This is a genomic window from Roseiarcus sp. (assembly GCF_049514155.1).
Lineage (GTDB): Bacteria > Pseudomonadota > Alphaproteobacteria > Rhizobiales > Beijerinckiaceae > Roseiarcus.
In genome coordinates this window covers 20353-38830 of sequence record NZ_JBEKVH010000003.1, presented here as the reverse complement: position 1 = coordinate 38830, position 18478 = coordinate 20353, and the positions used below count along the sequence as shown (strand labels likewise).

At 69.6% G+C, this 18478-nt stretch carries 17 protein-coding genes; 8 read left to right on the top strand and 9 right to left on the bottom strand.

The window, feature by feature from the left end; all coding sequences use genetic code 11:
- Nucleotides 1-58 precede the first annotated feature (58 nt).
- The 8 genes from ABSF49_RS00775 to ABSF49_RS00740 all read right to left on the bottom strand — a co-directional run bounded on the left by ABSF49_RS00775 (nt 59) and on the right by ABSF49_RS00740 (nt 8831).
- The gene (locus ABSF49_RS00775) at nt 59-553 is read right to left on the bottom strand and encodes a hydrogenase maturation protease (RefSeq protein ID WP_424110720.1); all 495 of its coding nucleotides are present in this window, start codon (nt 551-553) and stop codon (nt 59-61) included.
- Nucleotides 553-2019 (bottom strand): Ni/Fe hydrogenase subunit alpha, encoded by a 1467-nt coding sequence (locus ABSF49_RS00770; protein WP_424110719.1) that lies wholly within the window; start codon nt 2017-2019, stop codon nt 553-555. Before ABSF49_RS00770 ends, ABSF49_RS00775 begins: the two co-directional genes overlap by 1 nt.
- 10 nt (nt 2020-2029) lie before the next feature.
- Nucleotides 2030-2584 (bottom strand): NADH-quinone oxidoreductase subunit B family protein, encoded by a 555-nt coding sequence (locus ABSF49_RS00765; RefSeq protein ID WP_424110718.1) that lies wholly within the window; start codon nt 2582-2584, stop codon nt 2030-2032.
- Nucleotides 2581-3303 (bottom strand): 2Fe-2S iron-sulfur cluster-binding protein, encoded by a 723-nt coding sequence (locus tag ABSF49_RS00760; RefSeq protein WP_424110717.1) that lies wholly within the window; start codon nt 3301-3303, stop codon nt 2581-2583. Before ABSF49_RS00760 ends, ABSF49_RS00765 begins: the two co-directional genes overlap by 4 nt.
- The gene (locus ABSF49_RS00755) at nt 3296-5092 is read right to left on the bottom strand and encodes an NAD(P)H-dependent oxidoreductase subunit E (protein ID WP_424110716.1); all 1797 of its coding nucleotides are present in this window, start codon (nt 5090-5092) and stop codon (nt 3296-3298) included. Before ABSF49_RS00755 ends, ABSF49_RS00760 begins: the two co-directional genes overlap by 8 nt.
- A gap of 86 nt (nt 5093-5178) precedes the next feature.
- Complete coding sequence (gene mog, locus ABSF49_RS00750) at nt 5179-5709, bottom strand: molybdopterin adenylyltransferase (RefSeq protein ID WP_424110715.1); 531 nt, start codon at nt 5707-5709, stop codon at nt 5179-5181.
- A 9-nt stretch (nt 5710-5718) separates the two neighbouring features.
- Nucleotides 5719-7077 carry an acid phosphatase gene (gene acpA / locus ABSF49_RS00745; protein WP_424110714.1) on the bottom strand — a complete coding sequence of 453 codons (1359 nt, stop codon included), beginning with the start codon at nt 7075-7077 and terminating at the stop codon, nt 5719-5721.
- A gap of 65 nt (nt 7078-7142) precedes the next feature.
- Nucleotides 7143-8831: a SulP family inorganic anion transporter gene (locus tag ABSF49_RS00740; RefSeq protein ID WP_424110713.1), complete on the bottom strand. Its 1689-nt coding sequence runs from the start codon at nt 8829-8831 to the stop codon at nt 7143-7145.
- A 142-nt stretch (nt 8832-8973) separates the two neighbouring features.
- Between ABSF49_RS00740 and ABSF49_RS00735 the strand changes: the two genes are divergently transcribed.
- The 6 genes from ABSF49_RS00735 to ABSF49_RS00710 all read left to right on the top strand — a co-directional run bounded on the left by ABSF49_RS00735 (nt 8974) and on the right by ABSF49_RS00710 (nt 14708).
- Complete coding sequence (locus ABSF49_RS00735; RefSeq protein WP_424110712.1) at nt 8974-9504, top strand: DUF2937 family protein; 531 nt, start codon at nt 8974-8976, stop codon at nt 9502-9504.
- A 128-nt stretch (nt 9505-9632) separates the two neighbouring features.
- Nucleotides 9633-9797, top strand: a complete 165-nt coding sequence (locus ABSF49_RS00730; RefSeq protein ID WP_424110711.1) for a Flp family type IVb pilin — start codon at nt 9633-9635, stop codon at nt 9795-9797.
- Between the two features lie 189 nt (nt 9798-9986).
- On the top strand, nt 9987-10787 hold the full coding sequence (locus ABSF49_RS00725; protein WP_424110710.1) for a WecB/TagA/CpsF family glycosyltransferase: 801 nt from the start codon (nt 9987-9989) through the stop codon (nt 10785-10787).
- Complete coding sequence (locus ABSF49_RS00720) at nt 10784-11734, top strand: aldo/keto reductase (protein WP_424110709.1); 951 nt, start codon at nt 10784-10786, stop codon at nt 11732-11734. Before ABSF49_RS00725 ends, ABSF49_RS00720 begins: the two co-directional genes overlap by 4 nt.
- A gap of 44 nt (nt 11735-11778) precedes the next feature.
- On the top strand, nt 11779-13038 hold the full coding sequence (locus tag ABSF49_RS00715; RefSeq protein ID WP_424110708.1) for a glycosyltransferase family 4 protein: 1260 nt from the start codon (nt 11779-11781) through the stop codon (nt 13036-13038).
- The gene (locus ABSF49_RS00710) at nt 13035-14708 is read left to right on the top strand and encodes a GMC oxidoreductase (protein ID WP_424110707.1); all 1674 of its coding nucleotides are present in this window, start codon (nt 13035-13037) and stop codon (nt 14706-14708) included. Before ABSF49_RS00715 ends, ABSF49_RS00710 begins: the two co-directional genes overlap by 4 nt.
- Here ABSF49_RS00710 and ABSF49_RS00705 read toward each other — a convergent pair.
- The gene (locus ABSF49_RS00705) at nt 14677-15789 is read right to left on the bottom strand and encodes a glycosyltransferase (RefSeq protein WP_424110706.1); all 1113 of its coding nucleotides are present in this window, start codon (nt 15787-15789) and stop codon (nt 14677-14679) included. The two genes, ABSF49_RS00710 and ABSF49_RS00705, sit on opposite strands and share 32 nt — an antisense overlap.
- 77 nt (nt 15790-15866) lie before the next feature.
- Between ABSF49_RS00705 and ABSF49_RS00700 the strand changes: the two genes are divergently transcribed.
- Nucleotides 15867-17342 (top strand): glucosamine inositolphosphorylceramide transferase family protein, encoded by a 1476-nt coding sequence (locus tag ABSF49_RS00700; RefSeq protein WP_424110705.1) that lies wholly within the window; start codon nt 15867-15869, stop codon nt 17340-17342.
- The gene (locus ABSF49_RS00695; protein ID WP_424110704.1) at nt 17339-18421 is read left to right on the top strand and encodes an endo-1,4-beta-xylanase; all 1083 of its coding nucleotides are present in this window, start codon (nt 17339-17341) and stop codon (nt 18419-18421) included. The genes ABSF49_RS00700 and ABSF49_RS00695 overlap by 4 nt, the downstream gene beginning before the upstream one ends.
- Nucleotides 18422-18478: the final 57 nt, after the last annotated feature.

Here is an 18478-nt window from a genome sequence, read left to right as displayed (position 1 = left end):
AGTGACGGCAGAGAGTGGCGCAATCCAAAAGCAACGCGCTCTTACAGTGAGAGCGTCTTTACGCCGGCATGCGCGCCAGCGGCGCCGATTGGCGCGCCAGTCCGTCCCAAGCCTCGACCGATTGTTCGGCCATCAGCGTCTTGACGAAATCCCACGCGAGTTCGAGACGCTCGACGCCGTCGGGGCTCAGGCCTTCGCCGAGCTCGAAGCGCTCGCCGCGCACGCACAGCGCGAAGGCCGGCGGCGGCGCTTCGCCGCGCACCTGGACGTAGACGTCGAGCACCGCCTCGGGCGACAGCGCATGGGTCGAGTGGGTCGCGTCGCGCTTCGGCGCGAGGCGGGAGAACGCGAACGGAGCGGGCGTGTCCTTGCCGGCGTCGAGAAACAAGGCGCAGTCGGCCTCGACCAGATCAAGCGCATGCTCGATCTGCAACTGGTAGTCGTCGACCATCGGCAGGTCGGGCCAGGCGGCGGCGATGCGATCGAGCAACGCCGGGCCGAGCGCGTCGTCGCCGCGCGCGTCGTTGCCCCAGCCGAGGACGACGAGCCGCATCAGTCGCCCTTACGGCCGCGGCTCACCAGCGCGCCGTCGGCGTCGAGGATGTCGACTTCGAGCGGCATCTGGCCGAGCGCATGAGTCGCGCAGCTGAGGCACGGGTCGTAGGCGCGGATCGCCACCTCGATGTGGTTGAGCAGCCCCTCGGTCACCTCGCGGCCGGTGAGGAAGCGCGCCGCGACGGCGCGGATCGCCTCGTTCATCGCCTGGTTGTTGTTGGTCGTCGAGACGATGAGGTTGCAATAGGTGACGAGGTCGTCGTCGCCGACCTTGTAGTGGTGGAACAAGGTGCCGCGCGGCGCCTCGATCACGCCGACGCCTTCGCCGCGCCGCGGTCCCTTGTCCGCCATCAGGTCCGTACCGATGATCTCGGCGTCGTTGAGCAGGTCGCGCGCCATCTCGGCGGCGTTGAGCAGCTCGATCATCCGCGCCCAGTGGAACATCAGCGCGCCGTGCAGCGGCTTGCCCTGCCCGAGCGCGACGAACTTGCGCCGCTGGTCTTCGGCGAGCGGCGTCGACAGGCGGTCGGCGACCTGGACGCGCGCCAGCGGACCGACGCGATACGAGCCGTTCTCCGCCCCCAGCGCCTTGATGTGCGGGAACTTCATGTAGCTCCAGGGCTTGGTCTCTTCCTGGAACACGTCCTGGTAGGTCGTGTAGTCGACGTGGTCGAAGATCGGCCCGCCGTCGGCGTCCTGGGCGCGCAAGCCGCCGTGGTAGAAGTCGGTCTCGCCGGCCGCGTTGACGAGGCCCATCATGTTGGAGCGCGACTCGCCGAAACGCTTGTAGAAGTCGGGATTGGTCTCGTACAGCGAAGCGACCAGATCGACCGACTCGCGCGCCCAGCCGACGATCTCGTCGACGTCGCGGCGCAACGTGTCGCGCTCGTCGACATGCAGCGGCTTGTTCATGCCGCCGGGAATGACGCCGGTGCCGTGGATGCGCTTGCCGACGATGTGGCGGATGACCTCCTGGCCCCACTTGCGCGTCATCACGCCGCGCCTGGCGAGATCGGGGAAGGCGGCCGCGACGCCGATGACATTGCGCTTGCTGACCTCGCTGTCGAAGCCGAACAGCAGATCGGGCGAAGCGAGGTGGAAGAAGTGCAGCGCGTGCGACTGCACGATCTGACCGTAATGCAACAGGCGGCGCAGCTTCTCGGCGGTCGGGGTCAGCGGGCCGTAGCCGGCGACGATGTCCATCGCCTTGCCGGCGGCGATGTGATGGCTGACCGGGCAGATGCCGCACAGGCGCTGCACGGTGACCGGCACTTCCCAGAACGGCCGCCCTTCGATGAAGACTTCGAAGCCGCGGAACTCGACGATGTGGAGGCGGACCTGATGGACTCGGTTCTCCTCGTCGAGCAGGATCGTCACCTTGCCGTGCCCCTCGACGCGGGACACCGGTTCGATCGCGACCCGGCGCAGCGTGTGCGGCGATTGCGCGGTTTCGAGATTCAGCATTTCGGGGCCCTTAGTCGTAATTCAGGAGACTGTAGTCCAGGCGCGGCATGCGCCCGAGGATGAGGTCGGTGAGGAACTTCCAGATCGCGTCGCCCGACGGCGGGCAGCCCGGCAGGAAGTAGTCGACGCGCACGATCTCGTTGACCGGATAGACCATGTCGAGCGGCAGCGGCAATTCCGGCGAATCCGGCACGCACGACTCGCCAGTCGTCGGATTGCGATAGACCTGCGTCAGGATGTCGTTGACGTCGAGCTTGTTGCGCAGCGCCGGCAGGCCGCCGTTGATCGCGCAAGCGCCGACGGCGACCAGGATCTTGGCGTTGGCGCGCAATTCGCGCACCACGTGAACGTTGTCGGTGTTGCACACCCCACCCTCGATCAGCGCAATGTCGCAAGGACCGCAATGCTTGATGTCGGTCAGCGGCGAGCGGTCGAACTCGGCGAGCTCGGCAAGCTCGAACAGCCGCTCGTCGATATCGAGGAACGACATGTGGCAGCCGAAACAGCCCGCGAGCGACGTCGTCGCCAGTCGAACTTTGACTTTATCCTGTCCTGAGGTGCTCATCGGGCTTCCGGAATTTCACAAGATTCGACTTCGGCGCTGATCGGGTTGTTGTCGTAGAGCCGCTCGCCGATCGGGGCGGCGGAAAAGCCGACGCGCTTGACGATGATCGCGCCCACCGGACAAACCTGGACGGCGCGGTCGGTGACCGCGAGCGCGCTGTCTCCGAGCTTGCCGGTCGGCGAATTGATGATCAGCTTGGCGTTCTGCCCGCGCCCGGCGATCGCGAACACGTCCTTGTGGTCGACGTCGCGGCTGGCGCGCACGCACAGCTCGCATAGGACGCAGCGGTTGAACTCGATCAGCACGTCCGGGTGCGACGCGTCGATGTTGCGCTCTGGGAAGAGCTCGACGAAATGCGGCGACATCATTTCGTATTCGTAACCCAGCGCCTGAAGCTGGCAGGCGCCGCTCTTCTCGCAGCCGGGGCAAAAGTGATTGCCCTCGATGAACAGCATCTGCACCAGCGTGCGCCGCATCGCGTTGAGCTCGGGGGTGTCGACGTCGACTTCCTGTCCCGCCTGCGCCTTATGGGTGCATGCGGTCTGCGTGCGCCCGTTGACGAGTACAGTGCACATCTTGCAGCCGCCGTGCGCCTTGAACTCCGGGTGGTAGCAGAGGTGGGGAATGTAGATGCCGGCCGCCTTCGCGGCCTCGAGGATCGTCTGGCCGGGCGTGAACGGAATCGGTTGTTCGTCGATGGTGAATGTCGTCTCAGCCATTTCTGGAACCTTCCGTCTCCATGTGCGCTTCGGCGTCGTCGCGCCCGGTGACCAGCCGCGCGGGCTCGAGCGCCCGTTCGAGATCGATCGCCGGCTCGAAATCCTTCGCGTGCAGCCGCCGCTCGAACGCCGGCCTGAACTTGTTGAGCGCGTCGCGCACTGCGTTGCCCGCCGTTTCGCCGAGGCCGCAATGGCTGGTGCGCTTCATGAACTCGACCACGCGCTTCAGTTCGTTGACCTCGTAGCGCGACCCGCGCCCCTCGGCGATCTTGTCCATGATGTTGCGTTGGACCGCCGTCCCCACCCGGCAGGGGGTGCAGAAGCCGCAACTCTCATGGGCGAAGAAATGGACGAAGTTGCGCGCGACTTCGAAAATGTCGCGGTCGGCGCCGAAGACCATGAACGCGCCGGCGGTCGGCACGTCCTCGAAGGCGATGCGGCGGCTGAACTCGTCCGGCGTCACCAAGACGCCCGACGCGCCGCCGATCTGCACCGCGCTGACCGCCTTCGCGCCGCAATCCTCCAGCACCCGGCCGATGGTGACGCCGAACTGGTATTCGTAGACGCCCGGCCGCTCGCAGTCGCCGGAGATGGAAATCAGCTTGGTGCCGGTCGAAGTCCGGGTGCCGCGCTTGGCGAAGCGCGAGCCGCCTTCGACGGCGATCTCGGTCGCGTGGGCGAGCGATTCGACGTTGTCGACCACCGTCGGTTTGCCGAGGTAGCCGACCTGCACCATCGACGGCGGCCGCACGCGCGGCCGGCCCGGCTTGCCCTCAAGCGATTCGACCATCGCCGTGCCTTCGCCGCAGATGTAGCCGCCTGCCCCCATATGGATTTCGATGTCGAAATCGAAGCCCGCCGCGCCGCGGATCGAGGCGCCGAGCCTCCCGCCGGCGCGCATCTCGTCGATTTCGCGCTGCAGCTTGGCCTGCAAGTGCTTGTACTCGCCGCGCAGATAGATGAAGCCCTTGGTCGCGCCGGAGACGTAGCCGGCGATCGCCATGCCCTCGAGCACCCGAACCGAGAACGAGTTCAGCAGCACCCGGTCCTTGAAAGTGCCAGGCTCGCCTTCGTCGGCGTTGCAGACGATGTAGCGCTCGGCGCCAGGCGCGTTGCGGGCGCCGTCCCATTTCGTCCCGACCGGGAACCCGGCGCCGCCCCGCCCGCGCAGGTAGGAGCGCTTCATCTCGTCGAGCATCCCTTGCCGCCCGCGAGCGATCGCGGCGTCGAGCGCGACGCCGGGGGCGATCGGCGTCAGCAGAGTCTCACGCCGGCGGATATTGTCCTCGACCCGAAACAGCTCGGCCGGCCATTCGTCGAGCGGCGCCCGCGCCTTCACCAGATCGCAGATCTCGTCGATCCGGCGCATCGTCAGGCGAGGAATGGCGCGATTGTTGGCCAGCATGGCCGGGCCTTGGTCGCACATGCCGGTGTCGGAGGTCAGATCGACGCTCACCAGACCGTCGGACGACACTTGGCCGCGCTTGAGTTTCAGCCGGCTGAGCATATGCTCGAACAGGGCGATATTGCCCGCCATGCGATCGGTAATATTGTCAGCCAACAGCAGGCGGTAACGGCCGCGCGGCTTGTCGTACAAAAACGAATAGAATTGCAGCACGCTCTGCACCCGCGTGCGCGGAATCTTCAATTGAGACGCGACGGTCTCAACCGTTTCCGGCGAAATCCAATCCAGCGCCTCTTGCGCCTCTCGCAGGATTTGCAGGAGGTAAGTCGGATTGTTCCGATACTTCTCGGCGATGGCGGAGACGATCGGATCCGCGGTCGGCATGCTTGAGCCCTTCAGTTGTCAACACCACTAAAGTAGGGCGCCAAGCCGGGCCTAATCTGATCCGTATCAATTGGCGCATCCGGCTTCTATCCTTTTGGCCTAAAAGCTTGACACACCTCGGGAATTGTTTCCAGCCGGTCGCCGCCGGCGAGGTCCAGGCAATAGGGGATAGAGGGAAAGATTGCATCGAGGCAAACGCGAATCGCCGCCGGTCGGCCGGGCAGGTTTACGATCAGGCTGCGACCGCGCAGCCCGGCGATCTGGCGCGATAGGATCGCCGTCGGCACCTCGAGCAGGCTGCGCGCGCGCATCAACTCGCCGAAACCGGGCATGATTCGGTCGCAGACATCGGCGGTCGCCTCCGGCGTCACATCGCGAGGACTCGGGCCGGTGCCGCCGGTGACCAGGATCAGCGAGCAGCGTTCGACGTCGGCGAGTTCGCGCAATGCGGCCGCGATTTTGTCGCGCTCGTCGGGAACCAGCCGCCGGCAGGACCGCCATGGCGTCGCCAGGATCGCCGCCAGCGCCGCCTCGATTCCCGGGCCGCCCTTGTCTTCGTAAACCCCCGCAGCGGCGCGGTCGGACACGGTGACGACGCCGATCGGAACTTCGCTCACGCGATAACCCTATTGCTGCAGGTCGAGCGCCTCGGTCATGTCGGGGCTCGCCGCGTCGCGGGAGGCGAGCGGCGCCAGACCATAACGGGTTTCGATCAGCTTCAAAATCGCGGTCGTATCCATCACCGTGTGATCGACCAGGCCACGCTTGGCGAAAGGCGAGATCAGCAACGTCGGCACTCGCGTTCCCGGGCCCCAGCGGTCGATCGCCGGCGGCGCGACGTGGTCCCACAGACCGCCGTTCTCGTCGTAAGTGACGATCACGACGCTGTCCTTCCACAACGGGCTGCGCTGGATGAGGTCGATCAGCAGTGCGGTGTGGTATTCGCCGGCCAGCACCGTCGAATAGCCGGGGTGCTCGTTGTCCTCGCCGCTCGGCTTGAAGAAGACGACTGGCGGCAGGTCGCCCTTCTCGATCCCGGCGATGAAATCGGACTCGTCCTTCAGATGCGCCTTGGCGCCCGGCGTGCCGAGCGCGGTGTCGGCGAAGAAGGCGAACGCCTGGTGATGGAACTGGAACTGCGGGCCGGGGCGCCCCGCCGCTGCAGCGTCCCAGCCGCCCGAGTACCACGCCCAGTCGATCCCCTTGGCGTCGAGCCGGTCGCCGATGGTCGGCGCCGTTTGCAGGGGCAGGCGCATCGCCGCCGGCGCGCCGGCCGGAAAGGGGCCGTTGAAGGGAAAGAGCGTGTTGACGGCGTAGCCGTCCGGCGTCACCGCGCCGTCCTTGATCAGCCCGCCGTGATCGTCGAACTCGGCGACGAGCGGAGCGGGAGCGTCGGGATAGCGCGGCGCGCAGGCGCAGATCAGGAACAGGTGGTTGAGGAACGAGCCGCCGAACGCCGCGTGATGGAAATGGTCCATCAGCGCGTAGTCCTTGGCGTAGCGCCACAGCGGCATCTTCGAGCCGTCGTAGACGCTCATCACCAGCGAGCCGGCGTCCGACCAGGCGACAAACTTGTCCATCTTGCCGCCGTCGATCTGCAACTGCTCCTGATAGAAGCGGTGCACCAGATCGCCAGTCGTTTCGCTGAGCTTGGCCAGCGAATCGGCGTGGATCGGCCCGTTGTCGGCCGCGGCGGGAAAGCGCGGGTCGGCCGGCGCGCCCTTGCGGTTGGTGTCGAGCGCCGGCGGCAACTTATCGTAAGGCTTGCCGTCGCGATCGACCTGGGGCGACGCCCCGCCGGCCTGGGCAAGGCCGTCGGCGCCGGGAAACTGGCCGTAAAGCTGGTCGAAACTGCGGTTCTCGAGATAAAGAACGATGATATGGCCAATGCGATCCAGCCCCGGCTTGGCCGATTCGTCTCCCGCCGCCGGCGCGCCAGCCGCCAACAGCGCGGCCAGGGCGGCGATCGCCCGTCCTTTGCTCATTCCACAGCTCCTTTGTCGACCGCCCCGACCATTCCCGCCCGCGGTGACCGGACGATGACGCGCCCTCAGCCGCGCGCGCCACTCTGCAACGCCTGGATCGCTTCTTCGACGCTATGAAAGAGGTGGTCGCGCCCGATCAAGTCCTCGAGGCCCTGGCGCACGAAGCTCTGTTGCGCGCGCACCGATTCGAGCCGCGCGAAGGCGACGTCGACGCCCTCGGCGCGCAACCGCTTCACCATCGCGGCGAGGATCGTCGCGCCGGTGTAGTCGATCTCGACCACAGCGTTGGCCTCGATCACCAGCAGCCGGGTTTCCGCCTGGTGGTACGCGCGAATCTCCTGCTGAATGGCGTAGGCGTTGAGGAACGAGAGCGGCGCCTGCAGCCCGACGACGCGCACGCCCGGCGCCCGCTCGCCACGCTGCAGCGCGCTCGTCGGCCACCAGATCGAAGTGCCCGGAATACGCTCGAACTCGACCAGACGCGCGCGCGTCGTGGTCCAAACGCCGTGCAGCAGCGACAGGATGACGCCGAGGGCGACGCCCTGCTGGATCGGCAGGACGAGCAGCGCGAGCATGGTGGCGACGACGAGAGCGAACTCGGGGCGGCTGCGTCGCCACACGTCGGCCATCGTCCCGACCCGGAAGATGCGCTGGGCGACGAACAGCAGCACGCCGGCGAGCGCCGCGTGCGGGACATGGGCGAGCAGGCCGCCGCCGAACGCCGCCAGCGCCAGCGCGAGGCCGGCGCAGACCAGCGCGCTGAGCTGTGAAACGCCGCCGGTTGCGGCGACGATGGCGGTGCGCGGCGGGCTGGCGTTGAGCGGAAAGGCGCCGAGAAAGCCGGCGAGCAAGTTGGCGGCGCCGAGTCCGATGAAGTCTCGGCCGACGTCGGGGCCGACCGCCGGATCGGAAACGAAGCTGCGCGTCGTCGCCGCGGTCTGCACCATGACGACGAGCGCGACGATGATGGCGAGCGGCGCAACCTGCGGCAGATCGGCGAGCGCGACCTGCGGCCACCCGAGCCGCAGATTCGTCCCCTCAATCGTCCCGAGCGTTGCGACGCCGCGCCCTTCGAGCCCGAAAACGACGACCGCAATTGCGGCGAGCGCGAGCCCGATCAGCGCGCCGGGAAAGCGCGGGCTCAGGCGCTCGCCCGCAAGCATCAACGCCAGCACGAATAGGCCCAGGCCGAGCGTCGGCAGGCTGGTTTGACCGAGCGCGCCGGCGAGCGCGACGACCTGGGCGACGAGCGGGCCGCTGGGCGGCGCGACGCCGATGAACGCCGGCGCCTGGCTGACGACGATGTGCCCGGCGATGCCGGCGAGAAAGCCAGTGGTGACCGGAATCGACAGCAGATCGGCGATAAATCCGAGGCCGAGCGCGCCGCCGAGCGCCAGCGCGAGGCCGACGCCCAGCGCCAGCGCCGCCGCATCGGCGGCGTAATGAGGCGAGCCGGCGGTCGCCAGCAGCGCCAGCGCGCCGGCGAAGATCGGCGCGACGGTCGAATCGGCGCCGACCGACATCAGGCGCGAAGCGCCAAAAACGGCAAAACCGACCGCGCCGGCGAGCAGCGCTATGAAGCCGATCTGCGGCGGGAACCCCGCGAGCCGCGCCGTCGCCATCTGCTCGGGGATGGCGATGGCGGCGACCGTCAGGCCGGCGACCGCGTCGGGGCCGAGGTCGCGCCAGCGCCAGCCGGCGAAGGAACGGAATGCCGGCCAGGGCCTGGACGGCGCGGCGGGAGGGGCGTTCATCGCTTCATCGGCGTTGCGGGCTCGACTGGCCTTACGGCGGCGCATTCAGGACAATCGACGCCCCGCCGTCAATGACGGCGAATGACTTTCCCCCCCGCCCGCGATAGGGTTTTGTCCGCGACGCAGGGGGAGTCCGGCTTCGATGTTCACGCGACGCCTCGCGGCGGCGATCGGGTTGTTGTTCGCTCTGGTCGGCATGCAAGGCCCCGAGTTCACCCAGCAGTACCGCCAGCGGCTCGGCGGCGCGCTCGACGAGCTGAAGCGTGTCGTTTCCGCCTTCGACGCCGACGCGGCGCGCCAGTCGATCACCCCGGTCGAGGCGATCGCCCGGCTCGAAGGCAACCCCGATCCGCTCGCCCAGGCGCGCGGCGCCGCGATCGAGAACGACATCGCCCGCCGCGACAAGCTGCAGAACGCGCTCGACGCGATGCAGGGCGCCGGGCCGGTGCAGCGGATCGCAGCGATGGCGTTCGACTTCGACCCGGCGATCGCCAACGACACGCTGCAGAACTTCGAACCGGCGGCGCCCCTCACGTCGGAGTCGCTGCTGGTCGGCGCACTGGCGCTGGTCATCGGCTGGGGCGGCACGCATATTTGCGCTTGGCCGATCCGGCGGCGCTGGCGCGAGTGGGCCGAGAGGCGTCGCGCGACGGCGTCCAGCCACTGGACCTGATGGAAGCGCGGCCGAGCGGCCAAGCCTCCCCTGAGGCCCAAGCTTCCCTTAAGTTCGATGTAGACGGCCAAGGTTAGCCTGCGCCGGGGCCTGGAGACGCGGCACACCGCGCCGCCCCGGGGGGTCGCATGCTCAAGCTGATCGGCCAGTTCCGCCGTTCGCGCGCGGGCGCGACATCGGTCGAATGCGCCGCGCTCGCGACCTGCGTCGGGCTGGCGATCGTCGTTGCGGTCAGCTTCGTCGGCGCGCAGGTCAATACGACCTACAGGTCCGTCTCGGCTTCGTTCCGGTAGGCCCGTCGTTCCGTAGGCGCGCCGCCCGAGCGCGCGCCAGCGGCGCGACGGCGCGTCCTTCCGCTTATGGTTAACCGTCGGCGAAGGACGGGTAACCCTAATTGTAGCAAATTGAGACGAATGAGAACGAAGCCGGTAGGGAAGGAGTCCGCCCCCGCGAGGGGCTTGTCGCAAGCGTGATGTGGGTGGATGAGCGGCAGCATTCTTCATGCGGCGATCGCGCCCCAACGGCGAACCAAAGTCGCGGGATTCGGGCTCAACATCGCCTCGATCTCCCAAGCCGTCGACCTGGCGATCGACTACGCCGCCCAGGGCAAGGGTTTCACCTTCCACACGCTCAATCTCGACCACGTCGCCAAGCTGCGCGGCAGCGCCGCCTTCCGCAACTCCTATCGTCGCGCCACCTTCGTCTGCGCCGACGGCTGGCCGATCGCGTGGCTCGCCAACCGCGCCGCTGGCCGCCGAATCTTTGAGCGCGCGCCCGGCGCCGATCTGATCGAACCGCTGCTCCAGGCGGCGGCGGAACACGGTCTGTCCGTCTATCTGATCGGCCCGGGACCGCGCGCCCAAGCGGCCGCCATCGCCGAGCTGAAACGGAGCGCGCCCAACCTCGTCATCGCCGGCGCGGAAACGCCGCGCGTCGGACTCGGCGACCTCGAATTCGAGCGCCTCGCCATGGCGGAACGCGTCCGCGCCAGCGGGGCCCGGTTGTGCCTCGTCGCGCTCGGCGCGCCCAAGCAAGAATTGCTCGCCGACGCGCTCGCCCCCCATTGTCCTTCGGTCGGCTTCCTCTGCGTCGGCGCGGCGCTCAACTTCGTCGGCGGGCACTCCCGACGGGCGCCGCTGTGGATGCGCCGAATCGGCCTCGAATGGCTGTGGCGGCTCGGGGCGGAGCCATATCGACTCGCCGCGCGCTACGCCGCCTGCGCTTACGTCTTTCTGCTGCTGGGGTTCGGCGTCGACGTCGTCCCGGCCGAGGAGCGCCGATGAACGCGGCCGAGCGCGCCGGGCTGCCGATTGCGCCGTCGCGCCTCGGCTTCGGCTGCGCTTCGCTCGGTTCGCGGGTCGCCGCCGCCGATGGGCTCAACGCCCTCGCCGCCGCCTTCGACGCCGGCGTCAACTGGTTCGACGTCGCCCCGGCCTACGGCGCAGGCGAAGCGGAGACGCTGCTCGGCCGCTTCCTGCGCGGCCGCCGCGACCGCGCGTTCGTCGTCACCAAGGTCGGCATGGCGCCGCCCCGCCGCCTCGGCGCGCTGAGGCTCGCCTATGCGCTCGGCCGGCCGCTCGCCGCCCGCGCCACGGCGGTGCGCAGCGGCTTCCGCAGCCTCGCCGCCACCCGCAACCGCCCCCTGCCGCTGACGGCCGAGTTCGTCGAGCGTTCGATCGGTGAATCGCTCAAACGGCTCGCAATCGACTGCGTCGACGTTTACGCCCTCCACGATCCCGACCCGGCCGATGTCGGGCGCGACGACGTCCGCGCCGCGCTCGCGCGCGCGCTAAAGCGCGGACAGGCGCGCGCCGTCGCCGTCGCCGGCCGCTTTGACGCCTGTCGCGCCGCGCTGGCGGCGGGCGAGCCATATTCCGCGCTGCAGACCAGCGTCGCGGACCTCGATTACGGCGGCGCCGAACTCGCCGGCGCCGGCTTGCTGCTGGTCAGCCATTCGGTGTTCGGCGTCGGCGGCGGCGCCCTCGCCCAGTTGCGCGCGAAACTCGCCGCCGCGCCGAACCGCCATCGCCGACTCGTCGCCGCCGGCTACGACGCCGACAGCCGCCGCGCCGCCGCCGAACTGCTGCTCGACTGCGCGCTGGCCAGCAACCCCGACGGCGTCGTGCTCGCCTCGATGTTCCGCTCTGAACATCGCGCCGCGGATCTGGCGCGGGCGCGCCGGCGCGTCGGCCCCGTCGCGCTCGGCCTGCTCGACGAGGCGCTCGCGTGACCGCGGCGAACACGCATCGCTTTCGACGGCGTTGAGGAGGCGCCATGCGACTGCTCGCGGTCCATCGCTGGCGCTATCGCAAGGGCGGCGCCGAGGGCGTGCATCTCGACCACCTCGCGCTGTTTCGCGAGCGTGGCTGGGACTGCGCCGATTTCGCCGTCGATCATCCCGACAACGAGCCGTCGCAATGGCGCGACTATTTCCCCGCGCCGTTCGCGCCGCGCGCTGGCCTCGCGGGGCTCGCGTCGCTGCCGCGCTTCTTTCATTCGCGCGAGGCAGGCGAAAAGTTTGCGCGATTGCTCGACGATTTCCGCCCTGACGTGATCCACGCCCACGGCGTCTACCACCACCTGACCAACGCCATCCTCGCGCCGGCGCGCCGGCGCGGCGTGCCGATCGTCTACACGTTGCACGACTACAAGCTGATCTGCCCCGCCTACCACTTCTACACGCCGCAGAACGGCGTCTGCGAACGCTGCCGCGGCGGCCGGCAATGGCGCTGCCTGACCAACCGCTGCACCCAGGGTCCACTGGCGATGGACGCGCTCTACGCGCTCGACGGCATGATCCAATGGCATGGCGGCGCGCTACGCAGCGCCGTCTCGCGCTTTGTCGGGCCGTGCCGCTTCATCGTCGACAAGTTCGCCGAGCACGGCTTCGACCGCGGAAAGCTGCGCTACGTGCCGAACTTCTTCGAGAGCGCGGACGATGCGCCGGCCGCAACCGACGACGTCGTGGCGTTGCGCCAAGCGCGCGGCCGCCACATCCTCTATTTCGGCCGCCTGTCGCCGGAGAAGGGCGTCGACGTGCTGATCGACGCCGCCGTCGCCGCGAACGCGCCGCTGACGATCGTCGGCGACGGGCCGCAGCGCGACGCGCTCGAAGCCCAAGCGCGCGCGCTCGGCGCGCGCTGCGTGTTCACCGGCCATCTCAAAGGCGCAGCGCTGTGGGCAGAGGTCGAGGCCGCGACCGCGGTTGCGCTGCCCTCGTTGTGGTACGAAATCGCGCCCAAGAGCGTGCTCGAGGCGCAAGCGCGCGGCAAACCGATTGTCGCGACGCGCATCGGCGGCCTGCCGGAGCTGGTCGAACATGGCGAGAACGGCCTTCTCGTCGAGCCCGGCGATCGCTTGGGGCTCGCCGACGCGCTGCGGCGCACGTTGGCGATGGACGAAGGGTCGCTCGCCGCGATGGGCGCGAAAGGTCGCAAACAGGCGACGACCCGCTTCACCCGCGACCGCTACTATCGTGAGATGACCGCGCTCTACGCCGAACTCGTTCCGACTCTGAGGGAGGCGGCGGAATGATTTGCGCCGGCCTCGACGGCGCTGAAGCGCGCGCGCACGAGACGATCGTCGTTGGCTCCGGTCCCGCCGGCCTGACGCTGGCGATGGAGTTGGCGCGGCGCGGCCGTCCGACGCTGGTGCTCGAATCCGGCCTTGATCGGCCGAGCGACGCGCAGGACCTTGCCCGCGCCGAGATCGTCGATCCCACTCGCCACGACGACATGCGCATCGCGACCGTGCGCCGCCTGGGCGGAACGTCCAATCTGTGGGGCGGCCGCAGCATGCCGCTCGACCCGGTCGATTTCGTCCCGCGACCCTTCGTCGGCGGCGTCCGCTGGCCGATCGGCTACGACGACGTCGCGCGCTATTACGCGACCGCGTGCCGCTACGTCGGCTGCGGGGAAGCGGCGTTCACGCTCGCCGCGCCCGAGCTTTCCGCCGCCAACGGCGATTTCGAATTCGACCGCATCGAGCGGGCGAGCAACCGGCCGTGGTTCCAGAAGGCGCATGCGGCGACGCTCACCGCTTCGCCGCTGATCGACATTCGCCTCGGCGCGACCGTGATCGAGATCGAGTTCGCCGAGAACGGCCGCGCGACCGGCGTCGTCGCGGCGACCGCCGACGGGCGCCGACTGCGCCTTGCGGCGGAGCGCATCGCGCTCGCCGCCGGCGGGCTCGAATCGACGCGGCTGCTGCTGGCGGCGCAACGCCGGCGGCCGGCGCTGTTCGGCGGCGCGGATGGTCCGCTCGGCCGTTATTACATGGGCCACGTCATTGGCGAGATCGCCGACGTCGTCTTCGACGACGCGCGCGTCGACGCGGCGTTCGACTTCCTGCGCGACGGGCGCGGCTCGTTCGTACGCCGCCGCTTTGCGCCGAGCCCGTCGCTGATGGCGCGCTTCGACCTGCCCAACGTCGGCTTCTGGCCGGTGGCCCCGCCAATCGCCGACCCGCGTCACGGCAGCGGCGCGCTCTCGGCCGTCGCGATGGCGCTGTCGACGCCGATCGTCGGCGGCATGATCCTGCCGGAGCTGATCCGCGCCCGCCATCTCGGCGGGTCGATCGATTGGCCCGCCCATGCCCGCAACGTCGCTTCCGACCTGCCGGCGACCCTCGCCTTTCTCGCCCGGTTCATGCGTGATCGCTATCTCAGCGCCGAGCGCATTCCAGGTTACTTCCTGCGCAACCGCGCGCGCCGCTACGGACTGTCCTATCACGCCGAGCAGATTCCCAACCCCGACAGCCGGGTGACGCTCGCAGCGGAATCTGACCGCCTCGGCCTGCCGCGGCTGCGCGTCGACCTGCGCTTCAGCCGCGCCGACAGCGAGGCGATCGCGCGCGCTCACCAGCGTCTCGCGCTGTGGCTTTCCGCCTCCGGTTTCGGCCGGGTCGAATACCGTCAAAGCGAAGCGGCGAGCGCTGAAACGGCCCTGGCGCTGATGTCGCACGGCTCGCACCAGATCGGAACCGCGCGCATGGGCGCGAACCGCCGCGAGGGCGTCGTCGATGGCGATCTCGCCTGCTTCGACACGCCCAATCTCTGCGTGCTCGGCTCGGCGGTCTTTCCGACCTCCGGCCAGGCCAATCCGACCCTTTCGATCGTCGCCTTCGCGGCGCGGCTCGCCGATAAGCTCGCGGCCTCCCCTGCCCCTTCACCGGTCACGCAGCCGCAGGCGAGCGCGCATGCATGATCACGTCGGCGATCAGCGCGTCGTAACCGTCGCGCGCCGCTTCGAGGGAGAATTCGCGCGCCCGCGCCTGGCGCGGCGCCGGATCGCCCGGATCGGCGAGCGCGCCCGCAAGCGCGCGCGCCAGCGCCTCGACGTCGCCAACCGGCGCCAGGACGCCATGCGTCGGCGCGACGAGGATTTCCGCTGGCCCGCCGCAATCTGTGGCGACGACCGGCAGGCCGTGGGCGAGCGCTTCGACGCAGGCGAGGCCGAACGCTTCGCGGCGCGACGACAGGACGAAGCCGCGCACCGCGTCGAGCCGCGCCGCAACGTCGGACTCGAAGCCGGGCATGTCGACTTGGGCCGCGATTCCGAGACCCCACGCTTCGGCTTCGAGCCGCGCCCGCTCCTCGCCTTCGCCGAGAATGACGAGCCGCGCCTCGCGATCATCGAGCCGCGCGAAGGCGCGCAGCAGCGTGACGAAATCCTTGTCGGGAACGAGGCGGCCGAGCGCGACGATGGTCTTCGGTCGCGCCGCCAAGGCGCCGGCGGCGAGCGCTTCTGGGAACGGCGCCGGCGCGGCGGGGTTGTAGATCGTGCGGACGCGCCGTTCGGGAACGACGAAGCGGGCGATGAGATCGTGGCGCAGGGCCGCCGACACCGCGACCGTCGCCGCACACAGGCGGGACAGGAGCGGCGTCAGGCGATAGCCGATGCGGCTGAGCAGCTGCGGCTCGCTTTCGCTGAAGCCGTGATAGGCGAGGATGGCGCGATCGCGGCGCCCAACCAGCGTCGCGGCGATCGCGTGCTTGAGGTTGGCGACCGCGAGCGCCGACAAGGTCGCATCGGGGCGGCGCGCGGCGATGAGTCGCGCGAGCGCGCGCGTCGACTGGAAATGGCCACGCGGCAGGACTTCGAGCGCGACGTCGCGCGACAGGAACGGCGCCGATTGCGTCGCCTCGAAATCGACCGCGAACGCAACGGCGTCGCCGCGCGCGGCGAAGGCCGACGCGAGCCGCGCCCACACGCGCTCCGCGCCGCCGTCGAGCAGCGCCGGAACGTAGAACAGCAGCGTGCGCGGACGGGCGGGGGAAACAGTCATCATTCCTCTGTTCTAGCGGAGTTCGCGGCGGGCAGGAATTCGGCCGCTGCGAGCGGGCGTTCGCCGGGGCGGCGGCGATGACGGCCGTCCGCCTGCTGCTGCCGCAGGGCGGCCTGCGCCGCTGGCACTGCGCGCTCGCCGAGCGACTCGCCGCCAAGCGTCATCGCGCGTTGATCGAGACGCGAGAGCGCCGCGGCGCGCCGCCGCCCTCGACCGCGCTGATCGAAGCGCTCGAAGACCTGATCGCCCGCCCCCGTCCGCCGGCGACGCTCGACCGCGCGCCGGCCGGCGCCTGGAGCGCGCCTGGCGCCGGCGACGCCGATCTCGTTTTCGACCTGACCGGCTCGGCCGAGCCCGAACCCGGCGCGATCGTTCCGCTCTACGACGGCACGGCGGGCGAGGCGGCGCGCGACGCCGCGCTGCTCGACGGCCGCGCGCCTTGGATCGAACTCGCGCAGATGACTGGCGACGCGCCGCGGGTCTATGCTTCGGCGTTGCCGGCGGTGCGGCGACCCGACCTGCTCTCGAGCGGCCGCGCGGCGGTCGCCGACGCGCTCGTCGCGCTTGTCGTCCAGCTTGCCGCGCGCGGCCTCGGCGAGGCCGCTCCGCCGCGCGTCGCCGCGCCGCCGCCGGCGCCCGCTCCCCTCCGCTTCGCCGCGGCGACGCTCGCCGGGCTGATCGAGCGGCGACTGCGCCGCCTCGTCGTCCACGACGGCCACTGGCGCGTCGGCGTCAGGCGGCGCGCACCCGGCGAAGCGCCGTTCGCCGGCCTCGACCGGCTCGATAATGGCGGCTGGCGCTGGCTTTCCGACGACCGCCGCCGCTACTTCGCCGATCCGTTCGTGTTCGAAGAGGGCGGCGCCGCCTATGTCTTCTGCGAGGAATATTCCTACGCGACCGGCAAGGGCGTCATTTCGGTCTGCGCGCTCGACGACGAGGGAAACCCCGGCCCGTCGCGCGTCGTGTTGGAGCGGCCCTACCACCTCTCCTATCCCTTCGTGTTTCGCCACGACGGCGCGATCTGGATGATCCCGGAGAGCGGCGCAAACCGCACGCTCGAACTCTACCGCGCCGATCCGTTTCCGTTCCGCTGGACGCTCGACCGCGTACTGTTGAGCGGCATCGAGATCGCCGACGCGACGCCGTTCCCCAGGAACGGAGACTGGTGGCTGGCGGCGACGGGCGGCGAGTTGGAAGGCGCGAGCTGGGACAGCCTGTCGTTCTATTGCGGCGCCAGTCCGCTCGGCCCGTGGACTCCGGCCTTCGATGGACCGGCGCTGATCGACGCCTCGGCGGCGCGTCCGGCCGGTCGCGTCTTCGAACATGAGGGGGCGCTGTGGCGCCCGGCCCAGGACTGTCGCGTCGGCTACGGATCCGGGCTGGCGCTCTGCCGCATTGACGCGCTCGCGCCCGGCGCCTTTCGCCAGACGCCGATGCAACGTTTTACGCCGCCGGGCGGCCTGCATACGTTCAATATGACCGACCGCTTCGCCGCGATCGACGCCGCGGGTCCCCGCGCTCGCGCTTCCTGGCTCAGGGGCTTCGGTGGATGATCAGCCGCCGCGCCCTGCTCGCCGCCGCCGCAACCGCCGCCGCGCCGCGTTTCGTCCTCGGCGCGCCGGCGCCCGCCAACCTCGGCGTCGCGGCCGCCGCCAGCGGCCTCATCTATGGCGCCTCGATCGGCCAGGAGGCGTTCGACGACCCCGGCTACGCCGATCTCTACCGCCGCCAGACGCAAATCCTGACGACCGACGTGGCGATGAAATTCGACTGGTTGCGGCCCGCGCCGGACCGCTTCGAGTTCTCCTATGCCGACGCCGTCGTTCGCTTCGCCGCCGACAACGGCGAGCCGCTGCGCGGGCATACGCTGATCTGGAACGACCGCGCCCCTGACTGGCTGAAGCGCCTGTCCGGCCGCGAAGTCGAGCGCGTGTTCGACGCCCATATCGACCGCGTCGTCGAACGCTACGCCGGCAAGCTCTTCGCCTGGGACGTGGTCAACGAGCCGTTCTGGCCGATGGACCGCAAGCCCGGCGGCTGGCGCGACGGACCGTGGTTCGCGGCGATGGGCCCGTCCTATGTCGAGCGCGCGTTCCGCCGCGTCGCGGCGATCGACAAGACGGCGCGGCTCGCGCTCAACGAGGCGCAGTGCGACAATGACCACGAATGGGGCCGTTCGATCCGGCCGCTGCTCGCCGGCCTCGTCGATCGGCTGCTCGACGCCGGCGCGCCCGTCGACACGATCGGCCTGCAAAGCCATCTCAAGCCGCAATGGCCGTCCGACTATTCCGCCTTCGCCGGCTATATCGCCGACTTCGCCAAGCGCGGCCTGTCGGTGTCGATCACCGAATTCGACATCGACGATTCCGCCCTGCCTGACGATTTGGCGGCGCGCGACCGCGCCGTCGCGGCGGTCGGCGCGGAGTTCCTCAACGCGGTCCTCGCCGTGCCGGCGGTCGACATGGTGGTCAGCTGGCAATTGTCGGATCGCTATTCCTGGTATCGCGAGCTTTCGCGCCGCGCGCCGCGCCCGCTACCCTTCGACGCCGACCTCAGGATCAAGCCGCTCGGCGAAGCGATGGCCGCCGCTTTCGCCGCGGCGCCGCGACGGACGCCCCGAACGACTCGGTAACCCATCGAAAGCCGGACTAATCGTTTGGTAACCATGCCGCTTTACCTTCGGCGACAG

Bases quoted from the DNA above. Each gene is read 5' to 3' on its own strand.
- ABSF49_RS00715 (WP_424110708.1), top strand. From the start codon at position 11,779: ATGCGACTGCTCGCGGTCCATCGCTGGCGCTATCGCAAGGGCGGCGCC.
- ABSF49_RS00695 (WP_424110704.1), top strand. From the start codon at position 17,339: ATGATCAGCCGCCGCGCCCTGCTCGCCGCCGCCGCAACCGCCGCCGCG.
- ABSF49_RS00760 (WP_424110717.1), bottom strand. From the start codon at position 3,303: ATGGCTGAGACGACATTCACCATCGACGAACAACCGATTCCGTTCACG.
- ABSF49_RS00775 (WP_424110720.1), bottom strand. From the start codon at position 553: ATGCGGCTCGTCGTCCTCGGCTGGGGCAACGACGCGCGCGGCGACGAC.
- acpA (WP_424110714.1), bottom strand. From the start codon at position 7,077: ATGAGCAAAGGACGGGCGATCGCCGCCCTGGCCGCGCTGTTGGCGGCT.
- ABSF49_RS00740 (WP_424110713.1), bottom strand. From the start codon at position 8,831: ATGAACGCCCCTCCCGCCGCGCCGTCCAGGCCCTGGCCGGCATTCCGT.
- ABSF49_RS00755 (WP_424110716.1), bottom strand. From the start codon at position 5,092: ATGCCGACCGCGGATCCGATCGTCTCCGCCATCGCCGAGAAGTATCGG.
- ABSF49_RS00705 (WP_424110706.1), bottom strand. From the start codon at position 15,789: ATGACTGTTTCCCCCGCCCGTCCGCGCACGCTGCTGTTCTACGTTCCG.
- ABSF49_RS00770 (WP_424110719.1), bottom strand. From the start codon at position 2,019: ATGCTGAATCTCGAAACCGCGCAATCGCCGCACACGCTGCGCCGGGTC.
- ABSF49_RS00730 (WP_424110711.1), top strand. From the start codon at position 9,633: ATGCTCAAGCTGATCGGCCAGTTCCGCCGTTCGCGCGCGGGCGCGACA.
- ABSF49_RS00735 (WP_424110712.1), top strand. From the start codon at position 8,974: ATGTTCACGCGACGCCTCGCGGCGGCGATCGGGTTGTTGTTCGCTCTG.
- ABSF49_RS00765 (WP_424110718.1), bottom strand. From the start codon at position 2,584: ATGAGCACCTCAGGACAGGATAAAGTCAAAGTTCGACTGGCGACGACG.
- ABSF49_RS00700 (WP_424110705.1), top strand. From the start codon at position 15,867: ATGACGGCCGTCCGCCTGCTGCTGCCGCAGGGCGGCCTGCGCCGCTGG.
- ABSF49_RS00725 (WP_424110710.1), top strand. From the start codon at position 9,987: ATGAGCGGCAGCATTCTTCATGCGGCGATCGCGCCCCAACGGCGAACC.
- ABSF49_RS00710 (WP_424110707.1), top strand. From the start codon at position 13,035: ATGATTTGCGCCGGCCTCGACGGCGCTGAAGCGCGCGCGCACGAGACG.
- ABSF49_RS00720 (WP_424110709.1), top strand. From the start codon at position 10,784: ATGAACGCGGCCGAGCGCGCCGGGCTGCCGATTGCGCCGTCGCGCCTC.